33 protein-coding genes are annotated in these 20,574 nt (G+C 41.8%); 12 read left to right on the top strand and 21 right to left on the bottom strand.

Annotated features, from left to right (window positions below):
- The 21 genes from F902_RS06695 to F902_RS06600 all read right to left on the bottom strand — a co-directional run bounded on the left by F902_RS06695 (nucleotide 1) and on the right by F902_RS06600 (nucleotide 14,021).
- On the bottom strand, nucleotides 1-504 hold the full coding sequence (locus tag F902_RS06695; RefSeq protein WP_005202174.1) for an STY1053 family phage-associated protein: 504 nt from the start codon (nucleotides 502-504) through the stop codon (nucleotides 1-3).
- 10 nt (nucleotides 505-514) lie between these two features.
- Nucleotides 515-1,540 carry a DUF2184 domain-containing protein gene (locus F902_RS06690; protein ID WP_005202173.1) on the bottom strand — a complete coding sequence of 342 codons (1,026 nt, stop codon included), beginning with the start codon at nucleotides 1,538-1,540 and terminating at the stop codon, nucleotides 515-517.
- 62 nt (nucleotides 1,541-1,602) lie between these two features.
- A complete protein-coding gene (locus F902_RS06685) occupies nucleotides 1,603-2,091 on the bottom strand; it encodes a structural cement protein Gp24 (protein ID WP_005202171.1) in 489 nt (162 codons plus the stop codon).
- Between the two features lie 11 nt (nucleotides 2,092-2,102).
- Complete coding sequence (locus F902_RS06680; protein WP_005202168.1) at nucleotides 2,103-3,410, bottom strand: DUF2213 domain-containing protein; 1,308 nt, start codon at nucleotides 3,408-3,410, stop codon at nucleotides 2,103-2,105.
- Between the two features lie 237 nt (nucleotides 3,411-3,647).
- The gene (locus F902_RS06670; protein WP_005202166.1) at nucleotides 3,648-4,334 is read right to left on the bottom strand and encodes a phage head morphogenesis protein; all 687 of its coding nucleotides are present in this window, start codon (nucleotides 4,332-4,334) and stop codon (nucleotides 3,648-3,650) included.
- Nucleotides 4,306-5,721 carry a DUF1073 domain-containing protein gene (locus tag F902_RS06665; RefSeq protein ID WP_005202160.1) on the bottom strand — a complete coding sequence of 472 codons (1,416 nt, stop codon included), beginning with the start codon at nucleotides 5,719-5,721 and terminating at the stop codon, nucleotides 4,306-4,308. The genes F902_RS06670 and F902_RS06665 overlap by 29 nt, the downstream gene beginning before the upstream one ends.
- Before the next feature lie 12 nt (nucleotides 5,722-5,733).
- Entirely contained in the window at nucleotides 5,734-7,392 is a 1,659-nt protein-coding gene (locus tag F902_RS06660; protein WP_005202158.1) for a terminase large subunit, read from the bottom strand.
- The gene (locus tag F902_RS06655) at nucleotides 7,389-7,895 is read right to left on the bottom strand and encodes a DUF2280 domain-containing protein (protein WP_005202153.1); all 507 of its coding nucleotides are present in this window, start codon (nucleotides 7,893-7,895) and stop codon (nucleotides 7,389-7,391) included. Before F902_RS06655 ends, F902_RS06660 begins: the two co-directional genes overlap by 4 nt.
- 58 nt (nucleotides 7,896-7,953) lie before the next feature.
- Complete coding sequence (locus F902_RS06650) at nucleotides 7,954-8,595, bottom strand: putative metallopeptidase (RefSeq protein ID WP_005202151.1); 642 nt, start codon at nucleotides 8,593-8,595, stop codon at nucleotides 7,954-7,956.
- The gene (locus F902_RS06645) at nucleotides 8,552-8,938 is read right to left on the bottom strand and encodes a hypothetical protein (protein WP_228129733.1); all 387 of its coding nucleotides are present in this window, start codon (nucleotides 8,936-8,938) and stop codon (nucleotides 8,552-8,554) included. The genes F902_RS06650 and F902_RS06645 overlap by 44 nt, the downstream gene beginning before the upstream one ends.
- Entirely contained in the window at nucleotides 8,905-9,207 is a 303-nt protein-coding gene (locus F902_RS22860) for a hypothetical protein (RefSeq protein WP_228129732.1), read from the bottom strand. Before F902_RS22860 ends, F902_RS06645 begins: the two co-directional genes overlap by 34 nt.
- A 223-nt stretch (nucleotides 9,208-9,430) precedes the next feature.
- Nucleotides 9,431-10,165, bottom strand: coding sequence for a hypothetical protein (locus F902_RS06640; protein WP_005202148.1), 735 nt, complete (start codon nucleotides 10,163-10,165; stop codon nucleotides 9,431-9,433).
- Between the two features lie 10 nt (nucleotides 10,166-10,175).
- Nucleotides 10,176-10,586, bottom strand: a complete 411-nt coding sequence (locus F902_RS06635) for a DUF1064 domain-containing protein (RefSeq protein ID WP_005202147.1) — start codon at nucleotides 10,584-10,586, stop codon at nucleotides 10,176-10,178.
- Nucleotides 10,587-10,589: 3 nt separating this feature from the next.
- Complete coding sequence (locus tag F902_RS22440) at nucleotides 10,590-10,754, bottom strand: hypothetical protein (protein WP_005202146.1); 165 nt, start codon at nucleotides 10,752-10,754, stop codon at nucleotides 10,590-10,592.
- Nucleotides 10,751-10,993 carry a hypothetical protein gene (locus tag F902_RS06630; protein WP_005202145.1) on the bottom strand — a complete coding sequence of 81 codons (243 nt, stop codon included), beginning with the start codon at nucleotides 10,991-10,993 and terminating at the stop codon, nucleotides 10,751-10,753. Before F902_RS06630 ends, F902_RS22440 begins: the two co-directional genes overlap by 4 nt.
- Before the next feature lie 10 nt (nucleotides 10,994-11,003).
- The gene (locus F902_RS06625; RefSeq protein WP_005202144.1) at nucleotides 11,004-11,198 is read right to left on the bottom strand and encodes a hypothetical protein; all 195 of its coding nucleotides are present in this window, start codon (nucleotides 11,196-11,198) and stop codon (nucleotides 11,004-11,006) included.
- On the bottom strand, nucleotides 11,195-12,301 hold the full coding sequence (locus F902_RS06620; protein WP_005202134.1) for a replication protein: 1,107 nt from the start codon (nucleotides 12,299-12,301) through the stop codon (nucleotides 11,195-11,197). The genes F902_RS06625 and F902_RS06620 overlap by 4 nt, the downstream gene beginning before the upstream one ends.
- On the bottom strand, nucleotides 12,298-13,155 hold the full coding sequence (locus F902_RS06615; protein ID WP_005202132.1) for a phosphoadenosine phosphosulfate reductase domain-containing protein: 858 nt from the start codon (nucleotides 13,153-13,155) through the stop codon (nucleotides 12,298-12,300). The genes F902_RS06620 and F902_RS06615 overlap by 4 nt, the downstream gene beginning before the upstream one ends.
- Nucleotides 13,152-13,475 (bottom strand): hypothetical protein, encoded by a 324-nt coding sequence (locus F902_RS06610; RefSeq protein ID WP_005202131.1) that lies wholly within the window; start codon nucleotides 13,473-13,475, stop codon nucleotides 13,152-13,154. The genes F902_RS06615 and F902_RS06610 overlap by 4 nt, the downstream gene beginning before the upstream one ends.
- A gap of 17 nt (nucleotides 13,476-13,492) precedes the next feature.
- Nucleotides 13,493-13,801, bottom strand: coding sequence for a hypothetical protein (locus tag F902_RS06605; protein ID WP_005202130.1), 309 nt, complete (start codon nucleotides 13,799-13,801; stop codon nucleotides 13,493-13,495).
- A 28-nt stretch (nucleotides 13,802-13,829) separates the two neighbouring features.
- Complete coding sequence (locus F902_RS06600; protein ID WP_005202129.1) at nucleotides 13,830-14,021, bottom strand: Cro/CI family transcriptional regulator; 192 nt, start codon at nucleotides 14,019-14,021, stop codon at nucleotides 13,830-13,832.
- Nucleotides 14,022-14,137: 116 nt separating this feature from the next.
- Here F902_RS06600 and F902_RS06595 point away from each other — a divergent pair, with 116 nt between their 5' ends.
- The 12 genes from F902_RS06595 to F902_RS06540 all read left to right on the top strand — a co-directional run bounded on the left by F902_RS06595 (nucleotide 14,138) and on the right by F902_RS06540 (nucleotide 20,519).
- Nucleotides 14,138-14,890: a S24 family peptidase gene (locus F902_RS06595; protein WP_005202128.1), complete on the top strand. Its 753-nt coding sequence runs from the start codon at nucleotides 14,138-14,140 to the stop codon at nucleotides 14,888-14,890.
- A gap of 9 nt (nucleotides 14,891-14,899) precedes the next feature.
- Entirely contained in the window at nucleotides 14,900-15,202 is a 303-nt protein-coding gene (locus F902_RS06590; protein ID WP_005202127.1) for a hypothetical protein, read from the top strand.
- Between the two features lie 80 nt (nucleotides 15,203-15,282).
- Nucleotides 15,283-15,546, top strand: coding sequence for a hypothetical protein (locus tag F902_RS06585; RefSeq protein WP_005202126.1), 264 nt, complete (start codon nucleotides 15,283-15,285; stop codon nucleotides 15,544-15,546).
- Nucleotides 15,547-15,847: 301 nt separating this feature from the next.
- On the top strand, nucleotides 15,848-16,303 hold the full coding sequence (locus tag F902_RS06580) for a hypothetical protein (protein ID WP_005202125.1): 456 nt from the start codon (nucleotides 15,848-15,850) through the stop codon (nucleotides 16,301-16,303).
- A 2-nt stretch (nucleotides 16,304-16,305) separates the two neighbouring features.
- The gene (locus tag F902_RS06575) at nucleotides 16,306-16,677 is read left to right on the top strand and encodes a hypothetical protein (protein ID WP_005202124.1); all 372 of its coding nucleotides are present in this window, start codon (nucleotides 16,306-16,308) and stop codon (nucleotides 16,675-16,677) included.
- Between the two features lie 11 nt (nucleotides 16,678-16,688).
- A complete protein-coding gene (locus tag F902_RS06570; RefSeq protein WP_005202122.1) occupies nucleotides 16,689-17,450 on the top strand; it encodes an ERF family protein in 762 nt (253 codons plus the stop codon).
- Between the two features lie 9 nt (nucleotides 17,451-17,459).
- Nucleotides 17,460-18,839 carry a hypothetical protein gene (locus F902_RS06565; protein ID WP_005202107.1) on the top strand — a complete coding sequence of 460 codons (1,380 nt, stop codon included), beginning with the start codon at nucleotides 17,460-17,462 and terminating at the stop codon, nucleotides 18,837-18,839.
- A 139-nt stretch (nucleotides 18,840-18,978) separates the two neighbouring features.
- Nucleotides 18,979-19,212, top strand: coding sequence for a hypothetical protein (locus F902_RS06560; RefSeq protein ID WP_005202104.1), 234 nt, complete (start codon nucleotides 18,979-18,981; stop codon nucleotides 19,210-19,212).
- Entirely contained in the window at nucleotides 19,206-19,610 is a 405-nt protein-coding gene (locus tag F902_RS06555; protein ID WP_005202103.1) for a helix-turn-helix domain-containing protein, read from the top strand. The genes F902_RS06560 and F902_RS06555 overlap by 7 nt, the downstream gene beginning before the upstream one ends.
- Nucleotides 19,607-20,032 carry a hypothetical protein gene (locus F902_RS06550; protein ID WP_005202101.1) on the top strand — a complete coding sequence of 142 codons (426 nt, stop codon included), beginning with the start codon at nucleotides 19,607-19,609 and terminating at the stop codon, nucleotides 20,030-20,032. The genes F902_RS06555 and F902_RS06550 overlap by 4 nt, the downstream gene beginning before the upstream one ends.
- Nucleotides 20,025-20,294: a hypothetical protein gene (locus tag F902_RS06545; protein ID WP_005202100.1), complete on the top strand. Its 270-nt coding sequence runs from the start codon at nucleotides 20,025-20,027 to the stop codon at nucleotides 20,292-20,294. The genes F902_RS06550 and F902_RS06545 overlap by 8 nt, the downstream gene beginning before the upstream one ends.
- A complete protein-coding gene (locus F902_RS06540; protein ID WP_005202098.1) occupies nucleotides 20,295-20,519 on the top strand; it encodes a hypothetical protein in 225 nt (74 codons plus the stop codon).
- Nucleotides 20,520-20,574: the final 55 nt, after the last annotated feature.

The raw sequence follows: 20,574 nt of genomic DNA, 5'->3' as shown, positions 1-20,574 counted from the left end.
TTAAGCTTCCTTTGGTTGCTCTTTGTCCTTAGCCTTTGCATCAGCAATAGTTTTTTCTGCTTTGGCCAATTTGGTTTTAAGACCATTGATTTCAGTGTCACGCAAACCAATCTCATTAGTAAGATTCTGAATCGTTTCAGCATCTTTCAGTGATTGTTCTTGCTGCGCTTTAACCAATTGGATTTTAAGATCACTGATCTCTTGATCTTTATCCTGGACATCACCTTTCAGCTTTCCAATCGTTACAGTGGCCTCGTCCGATTGTTCTTGCAATGCCTGTAGATCACCTTGCAATTGTTCAACCTGCTTTTGTAGTTCACCATTTTCAACATCTTCTTGGGTGAGCTCTTGGCAATGGGCTTTTACGAACCAGTTATCTGCAACCTCTTGGTCTACTAATTGCAGGCCAGGATTAAGTTTTACTGTAATTGCTTGGCCATGTTCATTGGTACCAAGGTTTACCGTTAATGGGCGTGTAAGAAGGATTTGTACTTGCTTCGTCATGTTGCTCTCCTTACAGACCATCGGCATAAAATGCTGTTTCAGGGTAAACCCATTCCACCGCACCCAAACGACCGTAGTAAGTGGTTAATTGGCGTAAATCGCGGTATTCCACTGGTGTACGTTGTAACGGCACCATCGGGAAGCGAACACGGTTTTCATTTTGCTCATAACACATCATGCGGTCAGTGCCTCCAGTACCACGACCAACTAACCATTTAGATGGCTGGATATCTAACGGCTTACCATTCTTAGCCATAGAGATACAGTTGATTTTGATATATTCCAGAATTGAGATGTTGCCCGCTTCTGAAACTTTACGGGTAACGATCAAACCGAACTGCTCAGGCGGTAATAACAATTTAGAAGGACAAACGGCGAAAGCTGATGCAACCCAAGCGTTATACAGAATCATGTTTACGTCAGCGAGAATTTCGTCTGCAGTTGCAACTGACCATTCCTTGTTAACGTTGGTCGCCCCAACCTTATCCGAGTTAAGCAAACCCTTAACACCCACGATGTCGTCACCGATATAAATCTGCTCATCAGTGTCCATGTTGTGCTTAAGGATTAAGCCGCTATGTTTAAGGGCATCCACAGGGCGACCAACTTGGCGAGCTGATTCTAGCTCTGGAAGTGTCCAGCCAATCTGATTAGCCCACAAGGTCAATGGTTGAGCTGTTTTACCGATATCCAACGCAATCCCCTGGATTGCATCAGCGTTCTTGCCTACCCAAGATTTACCCTGAGGAGATGCACCACCAGCTGCAGCAAATGTGGCATTTGAGAAACTCGAAATTTCATCGGCAATGGATACGTCTGAGCGTAGATCGATGTCACGGGACCAAGTAACATCAGCCAAAGGTTCATGCATGGTTTGATCTAGGCGTTCTAATTCACCAACCAGAAACGCACCCGTGCTATCCACAGTTTGAGCATCAAAGGTCATCATGTGGTCACGTGTACGCGCACGTACAGGGGTTGCAGTACCCATGGCCACAGCTTGGGCAAGAGTAGTTGCAATTAATAACTTACTCATATTGTGTTTTCTCCAGGCACAAAAAAACCACCTCATTGGTGGCCGTGCGAATCAATATTGTTTTAGATGTTGAATGAGATTTCTACGTTGCCCTTTGCATCCGCATCATGCATGAAAAAGGCATTCGGCAATGCAATACTGTTTGCACCATCTGCTGCGGCTTCGATTCCACCAACTGGCTTGGCTTCTGTACCTGCAGTGACACGCACATAAACAGTTCCTGCTTTTTTGGCATTACCGGCATTACATTTCACCGTCATATAACCACGGCGTAAAACGTCTTGAATGCCGTTCGGTTGCGGTACCGCTTTACCTAATTCATTTTGAGCTGATTGTGTTGGGTAAGCACGAACGAATAAACCGTAAATCACTGCCGCCGTATCAGCTGCAGCCAGTGGTACAAATTTACCTGTCGTACCATCGATCTTACCGAATAGACCAAATGCAGCGAACTGCGCACCTACAGGATGCGATTCAATTGTTGATTGGCTTTTACGAGAGACATCACCAGGGATGCCGCTTGGCATGCGATATAAAAATGCGTTAGACATATTTCCTATCCTTATTTATTCCAAAATTCACGGTTTTTTGCATTAATTTCGGCAGGCGTTGGTGCAGATCGACCGAAATCACTGGTTCTAATTCCAGAACGAACACCACGGGCATTGTTCTGCTGCTTGATCAATTCCGATGCCCCTGCGAAAGCAGCATCAATCGTATAAGTTGGTAACTTGTCAAAATCAGGATCTCCCCCAACAAACGGCGCGATTGCCTTTTGCCCATCCTGAGTTGCGTATGAGGCTTTAAGCACTTGACGTTTAACATTCAGCACAGCTTTACCATTTTTGGCGCTGTCTAATGTTGGCATGCGATAACCTGGCGAGAGGATCTCCGCACGGGAAATGACTTCTTTTAACGAATCACCCGTGTAACTCTGGACACCTTCATCAGAAAGCTTTTCGGCTTTCTCGGCCTCAGTTAGATCACCGCCGTCCTTTGTTTCTTCCTCAGGCTCGTCATCGTCCTCGGTTTCTTCTTTTTCAGAATCCTTGGTTTTTTTCTTTTCAATGGCTGACATGCGCTTATCCATGGTTTTCATGAATTTACGCATTTCAGCTTGAAACGCCGAATCACCTGTTTTGGTTTTTCCCTCCTCAGGTTCGTCATCATCTTTGGTTTCTTCTTCCTCAGAATCAGACGTTTTTTCTGCCTCCTCAACAGCCTGATCGACGGTACGTTTAAGCCCCATCAAACTTTGATACCAAGGCGCTTTATTTTTAGTCGTCTTTTTAGACATAAAACTATCTCCAATTGAGCAGCGAGAACCGCATCGCCCTTTTTCAACTAATGCAATATGGTTCACCCGAATATTGCTCTGTAACCCTTTGCCCTTGCTGGTCTCTGTATAGTCAGCATCGTAGCCCAGGGAAATTTCTACTTTTCCATCGAGAACCTTTTGGATGGTCTCTTTGTCCATGACCAACAGATCAGCCATGAGATAATCAGAATCGACACCATCACCTCGGCGGACATCTTTACCCACACCCTTAGATAATTCTTTCCAATTATCTGGTGTTACCCAATCGTCAGGATGGTCATCTGTAATGGGCTTGCTTTCAGCACTCGCAATGGTGATGGGATCGAATAGGACATCTTCACCACGGTAGATAATGATCAAGCCGGTATTGTCTGCAGTGACTGGGACCTCGCCGTCTGCATACATCAAGGTCCCAATACGTGCGATCGGAACATCACGGCAAAGTAGATAACCCTCGGGGGTAATTTCCCGTGTGCGTCCCAACTGGCCAGTCGTATAGATCTCTGATCGATCAACCGTTTTTTGGTCTTTGGTCTTTTTAGGTTTAAACATAGTTCACCATTGAGCGGGCATAAAAAAACCACTCAAATGAGTGGCTTTATGTTGTCTATTAAAAATGTTCTTTCCCATCGCATTGGATATCTCCAATCAACCCAAACAATCCAATTATCGCTACAGTCTTTACGATAATATCTAAAGTTTCCTGCCTTATTTATCCTGTAATGCGTTGCCCCTATGGGCGCATTTACCAATATAGTTGCACTAACCATAGCTACCTCTATGCACAAATTAAATCTCTGGTATGACTGGCTCGGCATAACACCTGCAATTAGGTAAACATCCTGCATGTCCACGCAATCGATCTAAGACAGGTGGGCTACTCCACAATACGAATTTCCCATTCATTTCCTTATGGGATGGCCTAACATCTCCATCCTCACTGGTGCGCCATATATACCCCTCAGATCCAAGATTCTCGGCTCTGGCCTGCGTAAATAGACATGATGCTCGGCTGACCTCAGTGCGGGCAATTGTGTTTGCTCTAGATCTTGTCACTTGACCAGTGGCCATAATCAGACCAGCCACCTCACTGGCGCGGCTTCCATCAATCAAGGATCTGGTAGATAGATCCTGAACACGCTGAGCTGCTTCCAGTGGTAGCGATCTAATCAAGCGAACTTGCTCATTTAGCAACTCTTGATAGACCGCACCTGTATCAGTGTCGCGGATCTGTTCACGCACACCACGGGATAGATCTTGTGCATAAATGAGCCAAGTTTTCTCATCACGTAAAGCAACATCTGTGAGGATTCTCCCCGCTGTGTTCTGTGCCCAAAAATTCAATGTATCTGCATATTGGCTTAATGCATTCACAATGATGGGGTACTTACTTGGATCATGAACATCGAAACCCTTAACAATGGTGTCGACATAATGGGCAATCTTTCTAAGCTGCTGACTGTACCGGATCTCCATCTTTCTTGCCCGGTTCGGCGATATCCGATTGATTTGATTCTTCATCGTCTAAACGTTCCCCTGGCGGTGGTGGATCTTCATCATCAGCATCTTTAATTTCCTCATCAGTGATATGAGAGAAAATGCCAGTGACTTCGCTTGATTGGCGTAACTCTTTAAGGGCGGTAGACCGTTTGATCAATCCAGAATCCTCGGCTGCAGATACAGCATCGACCACATTCTTGGCCACCTCAGCTTTTTTATCGTCCCCAAGTTGCCACAATGAGGCGAATTGAAAATCGAATGAATCAGGCAAAGGCTTACCAACTACAGACATAGATAAAACGGCGTAAAGGATCTGCAACGGCGTACGCAATCGCCCCTCTTGCTGTTGATTGATATTGTCGTAATAGTTTGCCAAATCAGATTCACCAGTAGCATTTAGCCCTGCAGGTGACTGCCCGAATAAGCGCACTAAAGGGATACCAGTTGCACCAGAGATCTGTTGCCCAAACTGCAGTAGTAAATTATCCAATCCCGTAAAGCTGTATTGGTGAGTCTCAAATTCATCCTCGGAATCCATCAAGGTCATACCCTCGTTGGATTGCCAAAGTCTGATTTGCTCTATCTGCTTTACTAATGCATCAAAAAACTGACCGCCCTTTGCAATGATTGTTCGTAACCCTTTGACCTTATAGGTGCGTAAATGAGCCTTATAGACCAACTGGCCAGCACCTAAGGTAGCACTATCAAAAATCGTTAAACGATCCAATAAACGCTCAATGACTGATTGGCCCCAAAGGTTTTCTGTAATTGATTGGTTATAAGGCAGCTCAACGCCATCCATGCGGATTACACGGGAATAGTGGATCTTCTGATTGCACAAACCAACTGAATCATGGATCACATCGTAATACTTAGGCATCCCATAATGTGGACCATATTCAGTGACGAGATCTTGCATAGTTGGCTGAACCATCCAACGGTCTAAAACTAATAGCCCTTTGAATTGACCTTTACCAACGGTGTTAGTATTTAACGGCGTAGAAACGTTCTGGCCATCGATCAGCATTACAGCAATGGTTCCACCATAGAGACGGGACCACTTAATTGTCTTATTAAGTCGATCCCAAACTTGTAGGCGGTCCATCTCCTGGTCAATCATCTCCCCATCTTTGGGTGAACTAAATCCTTTAATGTTGCAGCCTTTGCGCGTCATATCATCAGCGACAACATCAACGACTTGGCCAACAACCCAAGAGGTGCGATACATTGCTTCGAGTTTTAATCGGTTGCGGCTTAAGTAATTGAACCCATAACCGGACTGGTCATGTTGGTTTCCTGAACCCAAGCCAACGCGAGCGGCGAAGTTTTGGAAACTGTCCGCCGTAAATTTTAAGATTCCCATAATTTTCTCGTATTAAAGCTTGCCCCAAACACTTAAGGCTGCAATCTGCGGGTTAAAACAAATCATGACGCTATCAGCTCGGTTCGGTGATGCCGTACCGTCTGGTTGCTTGTTGACTAAGATCTTACCCACACCGTTCTTTGTATATGTAGGCTGTGATAACTCGGTAGTGAGCAATGCCAGCTCCTTAGGGTCGATATGCTCACTAGATAATGAAATGATCATGTCGGGATCATATTCACGCCCTTCCAGTGCTCTAAATGTTTCCTGGAAGCGCAAACGCAATGACCACCATGACTGTGCTTTGAGATTTGCGAAATAGTCTTTGTTAAAGCGACCATCAACCATTTGCTCATCAGGTTCATGTACGCCACCAGATCCTCGGAATGACTGAACATCAACCTCAGACAATCCTTGCTCTCTCCGTAGCTCATTGATCACTCGTGCATCACCACGGCATCCAGCGCCCAGACCATCGGCATCATAGAACAACGTGTCTATTGATTGATCAACACATAAGTCCATAGCTTTCTGTGTGGTACCGAAAATGTCATCGCCTTTGCCCGACCATGTATCGAGATACGTCATAACAACACCGTGACGGGCTGCATAAGAGTTCTTATCCTTACCCTCGTCCGCAACGTCCAAACCACTGATACGATCACCTGTAGGCTCAATTCCAAGCTTCACATGTGCATCTAATGCAAGCTGCACCCATGTGGATGGGATTAAGACACCTTCAACAGATGCGGCATAGTTGATATCGACTTCCTGAGCAAGGACCACATCATCCAGTGTGGCCAGTTGCTTTTCATACCACGGGTGGATCTGCTTTCCGTTATATTCAACGGTCCAATTCTTATCAGGATTGGCTCGCCATGGCATAGAAAAAACGGCGTAACGGCCGCTGAATCGATCTTGATGGAATCTGTCGCCAATACCGTTAGGGGTAGATCCTTTGATATGAACGTTCGTGTTTTGCGATATAGCGGCATCAACTGCCTCTTGTCGCTCCACGAATGCCCACTCATCAAGAAAGTACATTGTGGTACGTCCACCACGGCCAATATTGTCGCCTGCCTCTCCAGTAATGGTTGCGCCGTTGTCGGGGTTAATAATCCGCATGTAGTTATCATGCACTTTCTCGACAAAGCCTTTAGGCTTCATCCAGTCAGGCATTTTGCTGAACATATCCCGGAATTTATGGAAGAGCGTTTTAGGATCGCCCTTTTTATCGACCAGTTCCTCTTTACGGCTACCTACACCACCAGCAAAGCCATCAATGAATAACCAACGATGCAGGAAATATCCCAGTACAACGTAGCTCATCCCTTCATCACGGGATTTTTCAATCAAGCCATGCGTCTGAGTGTTCTCACGCTCTAACAGCCATTCGACCAATTCAACTTGCTTAGGCCGTAATACAAAAGGAATATTGGCAGGCAGGCCAAATGACATACCGCGCGGATCGTATGTCCATATCCAATGATTGAACCAGTGAACTGGATCTGTACGGCATTTATATAGCTCGGCCTGTATGCTTAGTTCGTTCTGCTCAGCTACAGCTTTATAGTAGTAACGCCGTGACATTTCGACCACAACGTCAGGCAAACGAGTATTTACAGTCCATTCTTTGATTAATGGTGCAATCTCATCAAGTGCATAAGTCATTTCTTACCTGTCAGGACTAAACGAGAAAGTTCTAACGGCGACATCGCTGCAAGTTCTTCCGGTGTAAGAATTGGCGGTGGCGGGATTTGAGTATTTTCAGTTTTAATCGCCCCGCCACCTGCGCCAGTAATTTCGACACGCTTCTCATAAAAACCTTTCATGATCTTTTGCATTTGGTCCACGATTTTAATTGTCATCGTCACGTTATTTTTTTTAGACCAAAGCAGATCGCTTAAAATTTTGAGCTGAACAATATCGTTTGCCCCACTAATGTTGTGGATTGGTTGCTTAAGATATTCATCCCGTGTTGTTTCAAATACGTCCTTGTATTCCTGCCGTAGATCTCTGCCTGCAACCTTAGTGGGGTCATAGGCTTCTACTTGCTGCGGTGACACATCGATGTTGAATTTTTCCTTGATGTCCTTAACAACTTCCGTGGGTGTCATGAATTGCGCAAGTGACCGAACTATATAGAGTTGCTCGGCTTTTTTTAGCTTTGCCATAATTCAAAATCCATCAAGGCCCATCAAGGAAACAGGCCAAAAAAAAGAGCCATACGGCTCAACTTACAAGGCAGGTTCCACAGCACTTGGAAATATTTACATCAGATACAAACGGCGCTTGCTTCGCCACTTCTACAAGTCGCTTCACATTCTCGCTCGCTCCCCATCGTTTAACGACACCCACGAACTCCTCAACATCATGGCCAGTCAAATAATGTTTCGGCAGACCGGTCATATCACTATAAAGTGGTTCATCATTTTCATCACGCTCCACACCTATGTGATATAGCTCATGTTCAATCAGTGCACAAAAATCTCGGTCTGTAGCTTGCTCGCAAAAACTGGCATCAATGGTGATGAGATATATAGGCACATAACCAAACCAGTCGCGCATCTGTTGCTCTTGTCGAGCCTTGCGCCATCCGCCCTGGTTAAACATCACTTTTTCGCACTGGCCAAGGACCATGCGCTTTTTTGCAGTACATGCTGATGATGCCCATGCAAATGCTATAAAGTCCTCACAATCATGAATGAGCTCAGCGATATGGTCATGATCAGGATTGTGTAATGGTCCACCAATAGTTAAAAAGTTTTTAACCACCCAATCCATAAGATCTGGTGCCGGTGCAAGACGTATTGCTTCTTCCTCGTCTGCTTTATCCATCAATTCCGTTGGTGGAAATGGTCGAATCTGGCTCATTAAATCTCTGCCTTTTTATACTTTTAAGCCACTGGTCAGCGTAGCTTGCTTCAATTTGTGTTGGACCAGATTCATCAATCTTGTATCGGCTGGATGATTCAATCCTTACAACCGTATAACCCTTTTCCCAGGCCTGATCATATTTATCCAAGCTCCAGGCTTTATTTGCCAATTTACCTTTACGCCCACCAGACCAAGGACCGCCAGAAATCTCAATTAAGATCCTGTCCTCAATTAGGTGAAAGTCATAACGCCAGTGTTTTGTTGATTTGAATTGGAAAAGCTTTTCGAATTTTATATCCAGAATGTTTAAGGCTCGCTCCAATTCATCGAACGCATCCAAGTATTTGTCTTTGGCTTTCGGCAGCGGTCTGCTTTTAGGCTTGGTTTTCGGTTCACGTTTTCTGGTGAGTTTAAAATACTTGTCGATTTCCATTCTTTCACCTTTACATCACAGCGACCTTTAAGCCAGGATAACTTTTCAACGGCCAAAAAAAATCGCTCATCTAATTGAGCGATTTGATCGGCTGTTAGCCCCTTGGTTGTACAACTACCTACATGCTTTAATTCTTGCTCGGTTTCCCGAATTTCTTTATCAATATTTTGGCTCATGGTTTCTCCAAACAAGAAAAGAAAAGCCCCGCCAGTAACATGTATGTCAGCGGGGCTTCATGTGCCGTAATCCGTTCGGCTAGTTGACTCGCATTGCGCCAATGCGAGTGAGGGTCAGAAATAAAAAAAGCCCACCTTTCGATGAGCCTTGGAAATCTTTCAGGGCGACCAATTCATAAAACGCCCATTTTAGAAATACTTATACTGAACCGTTCTGTTTATGTCAAGCAAAGGAAATTTCTTCTGGTTCAAAATGAAACGATCTTGCAAGACTGTTTCTAATGCAATTTTCCCAATTTTCAATACATGCCTCTGCAATCAGCTCATACGGCGCATATCGCTCAGAATAGCCTGATTTAGAAACCTTTAACTTTGCGATCGTTATTTTCTCATGCAGCGTGTATGGGCGCTTACCAGTGCCTTCACACTTATCACAAAACTTAGATCCATCAGGAAAGCCTTTCTCATTGAATAGTTCAAGCTTTCCCAACCCCTGACAATGGCCACACATTGCCTTTGTGAATAAACGGCCACGCAAAACAACCTCAGCTACACCTTTGGCCACATTGGTTAAATCGCCCTGACAATTGTTAGGCTTAAAATTCTTCTTGATCATTTCTTTATGGATCTTAGCTGCCAGAACATTTCGAACACGGAAAAAATCTGCCGAGTTAATTTCCCCTTTCTTAAACTCAACCTTGCCAGGTATTTCATCAATACGTTTTTTTACTTCTTTGCCGTTAATGATATTTGTCTCATAAATTTTCTTGGTTTCAGTCACTAGGGCAATACGCTCAAAATCAACTCGCTCAATAAGCAGCTCTGCCCATTTCTTTGCCTGAGCTGGCATTAATGCTATTTCACCTAAAACCACATCCTTAGTTATTTTTCCCTTACCGTTAGATTGAGCGATCGCAAGCCGTAATAATTCTAAAAAATCAAATTTTTCAATTAACATTTCTGTCTACCTATATTTCTGTGATGCTTATCCCATGAACCGTATTCATGAGATGTTTTTTGGTGCGATAGCTCGCTAACTTTCGAGTTGCTGCAGACTTAACATCCTCGACAATGCGTTCGCCTGTGATGATGTAGTAAGTGAAATCAGCGAAATAACGTAATGCTGGCTTTGCTCTCTTTTCCCCTTCAATTTTGGTCTTTGGTGCAAGTTCAAATTTTGTGTGATGTTCTAACCCGAATATCTCCCCTTTTTGCTGTAACGCTTTGAGCTCGATGTATCGCTTATGTTCTTTCTTGCTGTCGAAAGTCATTCCATCCAGTTCAACTTTTTGGGCATTGAATTTGTTTCGATTTACTTTTTTAGCCTTAGGTTTTTTGAGGATCTCACAGCGATATTGATCAAGGCTCATTGAGTTCATGTATTACCCCGCCATTTGATGTTCAAGCGAGCCTGAAAGACATGCGAAATAATATGAAAGCCATCCCTCAATACCGTGTTTGGCTTTGAACTCTTTTGCTTGAAAGCGAATTACACTGAGTGAAAGCACAAAGCAAACATAGGTGCACCAGATTAAATAGAACTTCATTGGAGCCAACCTTTCACCAATTCGGGTGACGGCAAAAAGATTGTTCCAATTAGCCCAATGATGAATAAAGCCGCAATTAACAAGATTCCGTAATACTGCTTTTGCCCTTTGTGTGGATCGTCTCTATCTAATGTGATAAGTACACCAACCCCTATACAAGTACCCACTACATAAAACACCCAACCCCATAAAAACAACGAATGAAAAACCTCATAACGCTCAACGATATAACCCAACATAGTCCACCTGCTATTTTAATTTAATGAGTTTTTCCAGTTCAGGAATACATACCTCGGTGTCTGTCCTCAAGTAATTTGACCAATTATTATTTCCGTAATAGATCAGATCCTCTTTGGCACCACCGATAATAAAGTTCGCTTTTTCAATTGCTTTTTCATCACCAAAGCTATCGATCAGTTTTTTCATAAATTCTTTCGCGTTCATGCTGCAGCTCCTTTGGTTGGTTTAAAGCCCAACTCGAATAGAAACGGGATATATGGTTTTTGTTTGATTGGATCTGATAACAGCTTGGCCATGCGTTTAGCTGCGCCCTGCCAGTCCTCACCACGGCCACAAAATGAATCTTTGAACTCGGGATGAAAAACCAATTGTCTTGCGAATGTGTACAACTGCTTGTCTGATGCAAAGGTAATCACGTCCGGGATGGTGTTTTCAGATTGAGACTGTTGACCAACAGAATTTTGATTGTTTGAAAAACGTTGTACCGGTGTTTTCATCTTCGCGTATTTAACACGCGCTTTAAGCATCCACTCAGCAAAGAATTTTGCCATCATGTCATCAGAATGATTTCTATCCTGATTGAATCCATTAAACGCATTTAGCTCACGCTCAAACCAAGATGCATTAAAAATCTCGTTGGTATCGAATGAGCTGTCGATAGAAACAATTTCAAACTTCAAAGTTTCCAAAACAAACCACGTATCTTTTTTATTTTGATTAGTGTGTTTTGATAGTGTGTTTTGTGTGTTAAACGCTTTAACTAGTAAAGGTAAAACGCTTTTACTAGCAAGGGTTAAACGGTTTAACTGGCAAGGGTTATCTAGGTAGTTAAACGCTTTTACTAGCAAGTTAGATTTATGCGGAAAATTTAAGCGTGGTTTTTTGCTTTTTCTTCCTCGGTTTGATTTTTTTGGAACAAGCCTCTGGTAGTTAAACGTTTTAACTAGCTGGCCATTAAATAAGCTGAATGCCTGAACCAATAAGCCACTTTTACCAGGGAAATTAATTAAGGTCCCAACGTTATAATTATCGGTTAATGAGTAGGCATTTCCATAAACTGATTTCTTATGTAACTTCACTAATCCAACTTTAATCAGTTCCTTTGTACACTTCACTACAGTTGGGTGACTTTTGCCTGAGAGTTTCTCCAATTGCGAAATAGATAGCTCATCTACCTCCTTATTCCAACCGCGCGTTTTTCGGTTAATGATTAGATAAATCTTAACCGCAGGATCTGAGATCTTGTTCATTGCCTCATCAACAAACGCATTTGTTACTTGAAATGAATTCGGGGTGTATTTACTCATGCTGCGACCTCCAGCACTGGGATATATTTACGTTTTTTAGCGACATAAAGAAATCGAGCTAAAAGCTCTGCATGCTTTCCTAGCAATGAATAATCTGGTTGTATACCTGTGATTTTCGGCAATGATTCCATGCTCATGTGCATGGTATAACCAGTTATTTCCTCTATCTTGCAATACAAGGCGTATAGTTCTGGTCTACTGGTTGCACCATGAATCAAATCACCTTCACTGGAAAAGATGCAAAAAACACAACTCAAACGATCATTTTTGGTATATGCCCAGTGTGTTTGCTGTCCTGCTTGTGCAATCGTTTCAAAAACGTCATTGGTATTTAATGAATGGATCGGCAACCAGTTATTCCAGGAACGACCTGCTCGACCATGTTCACTCTTATTGATTTCCCAAACTGCTTTCTTTGCACGCTTTAATGATTCTTGCGCACGCATCCCCATACAATTAACAATTCTGGTAAATCCATTTGCTTTAGCATAACGGCGCACTTCTCGTGTAATTGGTCCGCGTTTTAAATCACTGGTACATTGACGGTTTGCAGAAGAAGGCCAAGATGGTACATACACTCGTGTAGTAAATTTATGCAGAACCATTTCAAGAAATGATTTGATTGCACAAGCTACAATAAAAGGGACACCAGCCTCATCAGCCTGTTTTTTTGCATGTTCAAGTGCACCATGCCATTCCATTTCGCCTAATGATGCGTGAACTACTAGAATTTGCTCCTTTGGAACAATTTCTAATAATTTAATCATCATTGCCTGACTATCCTTGCCACCAGAATGATTAATAACAAATAATGCACCTTGCTGTATTTCATATAGTGCTGATTCATGGATCATGATTCACCGCCCTGGTCTTTCAATTGAATGAATCGACCGAACATAAGGATTTTGTCAGCACGATGCAGACTGGTGATAACCAAACTGGCATCGCCATAGCTCATACGGTGATGCTGATGTAATGCCTCCATAAGCTCATCTCGCGTTACTGCAGCATTAGCTTCATCACGATTGATTTTGCGTAAATTGGCCCTTCTTACATTCAGATAACTGTTTAAAGTTTCCATTGCTGGCTCATGCCAGGATTGGATTGTTTGGGCATGTTTTAGTTGCGCCATCTGTTGCTTGTTTGAAATGCTACTGTTTGATATATTGGTCATGTTCTTGAACTCATCGGTTAGTGAACACTGCTCAAAGCTCGAATTGCAACTTCGGGCTTTTTGCTTATCTGGAATACAGAAATAATTGTTTTGAATACATTCATGTATTCATTTGAATACGTTGTATTCTTTGCCTTTTTGAACATTTCAACTGATGATTGGCCTAAATCAATTTGTAGTTTTAAATCTATGGCCTCTCTCAACCATTTCGCTCGATTACCTTCCGCCAAATCATCTACAAGCTGTTTAACTTCAACTGGTACCCGTGTGGTCATCGGTTCAAGTAGTTTTTCACCTGGCTTAATTTGTGCATTTACGTTTTGCATATGCTTATCCAAAATCAAATATAGATATTTATGGGGTAGATGGCTTTTTGATTACATGTGGGATACTTGGATTGAGAATCAAAAGCCCTCTAGCCGAAATTTCTGGAATATACTCACCCCACTGACTGACAGCCGCCCTCGACACACCAAGGTTTCTAGCGAGATTTGCTGCATCAGTAAAAGCAGTGATTGCATCCGAAGTTTTAATGAGAACTTCCATACCAAGACTCAAAATAAGAAAATGTTAACCACAGTTAACCATACTTTATTTTTAATATCAAGCTCACTTAACTTTCAAATTGTTAAGCTGACTTTACTTTGTAAGGTTGGCACACTATGAGTACTCTTCAAGAACGATTTGCTTTAGCTATAAAGCACTATGAGGCAACAACTAATAAACGATTCGTTAAGGCTCATCTGGCCGAATTTTGTGGGGTGAGTAGACCGGCTGTTTCTGGATGGATTGAGGAGAACATTCAAACACTTGAACAAAACAATGCTGAAAAAGCAGCAAGATTTTTAGGTGTTAATCATAGGTGGTTAAATGGGCTTGGCTCATCGATGCTGGATGATGTCGATAGCACTGTTCCAGATAAGCCTAGCCAATATATGCCAGTAATGGTATGGGAAGCCCCTGAGGATTTAGACCCAAACACCTACGTAATCATCCCACATGTGGATGTAAAGTTTTCTGCAGGTGATGGCCGTGTTGTTGAGCTTGAACCAACAACTAAAGGCTATGGAACAGCTCAATTATGGGAATGGGTACAGAAAAAACGTATTTCTCCAAAAAATTTAATTACCGTTGATATTGATGGTGACAGCATGGAACCCAAGATTCCAAATGGGAGTGTTGTTACATTAGACAAATCAATTAATACTCTAGATCAAGTACAAAGTGGGAAAGTTTACGCGATTCGATATGGTAATGAGCTAAAAATCAAGCGCTTATCAAAAAGATTTGATGGAGCCTTAATTATTGATAGTGACAACCCTGATTATGATCGTGAAATAGTTGAAGTGGACCAACTTGAGCATATAAGCATCATTGGGAAATACGTATCTCATAGTTATGATGGCGAGATTTGAGGAAATATAATGATCGCAACACTAAATAAATCCAAAACCACCCTATCTATTAACAAGCAGGAATTTAAGGCAGCCTTGTCCAAAATTGGTGATGGTATTGACAAACAAATAGCCTCACTTAAAAAAGCCAAGCAAAGCTATGATGCTGCGGAAATGGCACGCGAAGTTATTAACGAAGCAAATATTTTTGAGGCCATAATTGAGGGATTTAATGAAGCTGAAGGTACCAATCTAAAGCTGGCGGATATAAGTAATCTGGAGCAGGCACAGGGCTGGATTGATGAATTTTTAGAAAAATATTCAAAGGTATAAACAGACCATCAATTTTGGCGTGATGAGTAATAAATCTGTGAACCCGACACAGTCCTTAGAATGATCGGGTGGAGAGAAATATGCAAATTGGTTTAATTGATTTAAGTCGAAAAGATAAGCCTCTTTTAGGTGAATTTAATTTCTCAAAGCTTCCACGCAAAGGCGAATGGATTGAAGTACTTCTTGAAGATGATGCTTACATTTTTGAAGTTTTGACTGTCGTTTATTCGACCGATGATCATGTAGAAATTTATGTGAAACGTCTTGGAGAACTTGATGATCTTTTAGAAAATCAATTTGGTGATCTTTCACAAGATGGCTTAGATGTGTGGACAAAACTTTAGTCTCATCTTGCTCCAAAATTATCGCAGCAAATCTTTTACCAGTAACTGGTGTATGCTTATTTAAAGTTATTTTCTGACCATCTATGGTTATACCAATCATGTTAATAAACTCCTATCAACCCACCCCAACGGTGGGTTTTCTTTTGTCTATTAAAACACAATATTAATTACAGTTAACATTTATTTTGTTAATCCTACTTTACAAGATTAATATTGTTAAGTATGCTTTATTCCATAGATAGCAAAAAGCCCTGATCAACTCTCACACCGAACAGGGCCTCTTACTCACATGAGGTAGATTATGGAACAAAATGTTTTAAATCACAATCGCAGCTTTGCAATTCGCAAGAGTCTGTTAAAAAAATGCGCAGCAGCTACTTTTGGCGTAGGTGTTTTAACTGGTGCGTATGCACTCGTTACCAAGCCAGTAGAAATCGCCCCTTCATACAATTATGCAAATACGCAATCTACATACGGCGTTTTAGCAGTCCAAATCACATCAGCAACCACAGGCCAAGCAGTAGTAAACCTTGATGGATTCCGTGTCTACACAAGCTTTGACTTTGAACTGGTTGAAGAATGGAACGGTGCAATTGGCGGAGAACAACCAACAATCCATATCACCAACTTGGCTGTTGACCAGATATTCACACCAAATGATGGTAATTACGGCGACTTCACAAATGCTGATGATATTAGAAACATGATTTCGATCATCACCGCCCACATCGAAAAAAATAAAATGGTACGGGGGTGATCATGATTAGTAAATTCACCACCCCTTTTAGCCAGTACCTTTGCAAAGATGAAGATGGTTTTTACAACGTTCGCCTTGGTCCAAAAATCTACTTGGCCAAGCTTTCATTGAACTATACGCCTGACTTCGACAAAGAGTTCTTTGGCGGTGCCCAGGACCAAAAGTTCGATTGGTACTCAATCCGTGTTCGTGATTCTCAAGATGGAGAATTACGCCCGATCACTACCGATGATTTATCTAAGACGTGGTTTAAGCGTGAGTTTAAAAAGGCTGTAAATAAGCAACGTGCAATAGAACGCAAAGCACTTAACAGCCAAGTTTCACGTTATAGCGCCAACCAACGTACTGCATACCACAACGCACAATCTAATTAAGGGGATCTGTCATGACACAACAACAATCAAAATCTGCTGAATTAGATGTGTTACGCACCATTCAACAGGAATTAAAGGCACCAAAAAGTAAATTCAATAAATTTGGTAATTTCCATTACCGCAGCCTTGAGGACATTTTGGAAGGTGTGAAACCATTTTTACTACAACATAACGCAACCCTTGTCCTTACTGATGAGGTACAAGAAATTGGATCTGTAGTAGTGCTTACTGCTAAAGCTGTGTTTACCGATGCAAATGGAAAACAAACTGTAGTAACTGCTCATGCTGGCGTAGACATTAATAAGAAAGGTATGGACGTTGCTCAAACCTTTGGTGCTTCAAGCTCATACGCCCGTAAATATGCATTAAATGGCTTATTTCTGATTGATGATACTCAAGATGCCGATACGGATGCGTACCAACAACAAGCTGGATCACAGGGTCAAAATAACCAGCAAAGTAGAGGCCAAAACCAACAATGTGCGAATGGTCAGAACAACCAGCGTGGGAATTACCAGCAAAACCAAAACATATCTCAGCAACAGAATCAGCCTGTTCAAAAGTCTCTTGGCCAACGCTTTCAGGATGCCTTGGTATCAATCAGCAAGGCAAATAATCCTGCAACTTTAGAAAAGGCATTGAGTACGTTTAACGGCACTAATTTTTATGCCGGTATCAGAAAAGCATGCCAGGCGCGTGCCGACCAACAAGGCTGGGAATTACCAATGCCTTCACAAGTTCAAAATCAACAAAATAATCAGATACATCACTAGGACACGGCTATGAATAATATTTTAAATGCCCAAGAGGCTTTCGCTGCCCTTCAAAAGGGTAAAACAGTACTGTGCCGTTATGCTGGTGATGGCGTTCTTCATGCAGATAAAGATTTCAGCACTCTGGACCAAATGCCTGCGACCGTTTTTGGCCAACCTAATTATGAATTTTGCATTCAATTAGAAATGTTGGAATTAGCTGGTATTAAATTTACAAAGCCACTTACGGTTGATGAATATCAAGAAGGGCAAGATGTATTTGTTATTTGTACTTATGCCCCTTCAATCTATGTCATGAACTTCAAAACCAGTGCGCTTATTGAATCTATTAATAGTGGTTTTGTTCAACGTGACGCTGAAAATGCTGAGCTTCAATTAAAGGCCATATCAAAAGCGTTAGGTCGTGAGTTTAATAACGATGTAACTGTTACTCGTCTTGGTAAAGAGCCTAGTAAAATAAAACGCAAAAAAGAGCCGCAAGAAAATATCACAACTGCTGATGCTCAAAAGGAAAAAATCAACCAGATTGAATCGAACAAGGATCTTGTTATTGATGCGATCGGTACGTGCTTGACTGCAGAGGAAGTTGAAACCACTTGCTATGGTTTAGATGGAAACGGTTTTAATGAAGCGCAACAGGAACAAATAACAGCCGCTAAGCAAGCAAAACTGGAACAGTTGGCGCAAGAAAAGGTTGCAGCTGAAAGTGAAGATCATGAGCTATTTAAGGATAAATCAGATCCTGAATTATCGGTACTTTGTGAGGCTTTTATTGGTGAAATCACAGAAGCTCACTCCCCCGCTCAGCTAGATGTAATTCATGGCCGTATAAATACAAGCACAGGATTGGAAAGTTTTGAGCATGAGATTCTGGCCAAAGAACTAGAATTAAAATACACCTCATTTACAGCACAAGAACCGCCTGTTGATATTGAAGTAGTAGCCGCCGCCGCAGTTGCTAAAGCTCAAAATATAGATGTTGAAACTGTGCAAAAAAACAATGAGCGCAAGCCAATCGAAGAAGAAGAGGAAAAATACAAGGAGGTTCTATCAACACTAATGAAGCGTGTCGATGAATCTAAAACTCCAATTGAAGTAAATGCTGTTGTTAGGTACACAAATTCTTGGTCAGCAAAACAGCGCGAGCCATTGATCAAGTATATGCATAAACGTCTGGAAGTACTTCAAGACGAGAAAGCAGCTAAACAACCATCATTAATGGTTCAGATCCAAAATGCACCAGATTTAACAACACTGGACGCTATTGAGATTGATGTATCAAGCATGGACCCAATAGCTCAGCCTGAAATGATGCGCTATATCCGTTCTCGCAGAGTCGAATTAGAAGCTCCTGCAGTCGAGTCCTCTATTGATGAGGATCTGCCATGAAATTCAATTACTCCACCCAAACCCGAATACTTTATGTATTCGGGGGAAATATGACGCACATTTTCCAAAATGTGAATGAATCAGAAATTACGGATCTGGTGGCCAACGCCAAGTTTAAAGAATCGATTTGGAGAAAGTAATGTCAGAGCAAGAAAAGTTGATATTAATGCCAGCTGAATTGAGCTTAGAAGCGGCAACCAAACGAGCGTCAGAGCAATATGAAGAATGCTCAGAAAATTTCAAAAACCTGCATCGTGACTGTCGTGAACCTGAATATACACGATTAAAAACACGATGGATTGAACACCGTGCCGTGCAACTTCAAGAACAATATCGCGCCCTGGTTAAAGTAGTTGGGAGAACATCATGCTAAATATCAAAGTTGAGCAAACATACTTTACGGACCATGTTAAAGCCTTGGGTGTGCTGAAAATTGATTGGGATCAGAAAGGCAGTATCCATTCTATCCAGCGTAACACAAACTGCATTTTTAGATTCGATCAAATTGCAGTTCTTTGGGATACCTGGCTAAAAGCTAAAAATACAGGGATTGTTCTTTGTGAGAATGATATTGAATGTGCAATTGAGGTCGAAGGTACGGCGGTTAAAAGAATCCTTTCTTATATTGAAATGGCCATCATTCAAAAAGCCCTAATTTATAGCAAAGGCAATCAACGCTTAGCTGCAGATCAGATCGGCATGAGTCGTACTAAACTCGGGTACCGTGTTAGAGGGGTTAAAACTAATTCAAGCGTGAGGGCTGCAGCATGAATATTGAAAAAGATTTTGATGAGTTTTTCACCAAACGACATGGCGAACTTCCTGCTGATACGTCATCAGTCGAATATGCTGATAAATCTTATTTAAAGCATGAGATGAAAAAGGCTTGGGAAATGGCGACTGATAAGCTCGAGGGCTGCGTGGTGGTGCCAGAAGCTGAATTTGTACTTTTACCTAAAACAATCACACCTGTAATAGATGAAATTTTAGGTATGCCATGTTTTAAGTTTATTAAAGCAGCGCAAATTTATCGTCAATTAGGTTTTGACATTCCACCTAAGGCAGAAAAAGAGCAATCATTTTTTATGTTCAAATTTTTGCATTTAGCTTCGGTACATGGCGATAAATGTTTTGATGTTTTTGAGTCTGAAACCAAAGCAATGGTAGAAGCAGCACGGGGCGGAAATGATTAAACGTGAAGTAACTGAATTCGATCTGCGCTGCCCTGAATTTCAAAATAGAGATTTAAAGCCAGAGCACTTCGAATTTAGAGATGATGGCAAGATTGTTCGGAAAGATCGTTGGGAACGTGGAATTTATAAAATACATGGGCATTTATGCGGTTTATTCGATTTTAGTTCCCGAAAAGATTTTGAGCTCGATGACATTGTAAAAGCCATTGAAAAATTAACAGATGAAGCGAAAGAAGCAACAGCGGATGCGGAGGAAACTTGAATGGCGGTTGCAATTGATTTAACAAACACTGAGCGTTTAGTTTCTACAGCTGAATTTGCTTTCCGATTAAACATTACTGAAAAAGAACTTTATGCTCGTATTCAGGATGGTCGAGTAAAACCACCTGCTAAGGATGGTCGAAAGAATGTCTGGCTTAATAGTTATGTGCTGTCTTGTATTTTAAAGAAAGTTCAGGATAGTGAAGCTAATGATTTATCTGCTTAAATTTAAGCAATAAAAAAGGCCGCATTTAGCGGCCTTTATACTTACAGTAAAACCA

It is taken from the genome of Acinetobacter higginsii (assembly GCF_000369525.1).
Lineage (GTDB): Bacteria > Pseudomonadota > Gammaproteobacteria > Pseudomonadales > Moraxellaceae > Acinetobacter > Acinetobacter higginsii.
The sequence above is the reverse complement of the archived record's forward strand: the minus strand, read 5'-3'. Positions and strand labels throughout refer to the sequence as shown.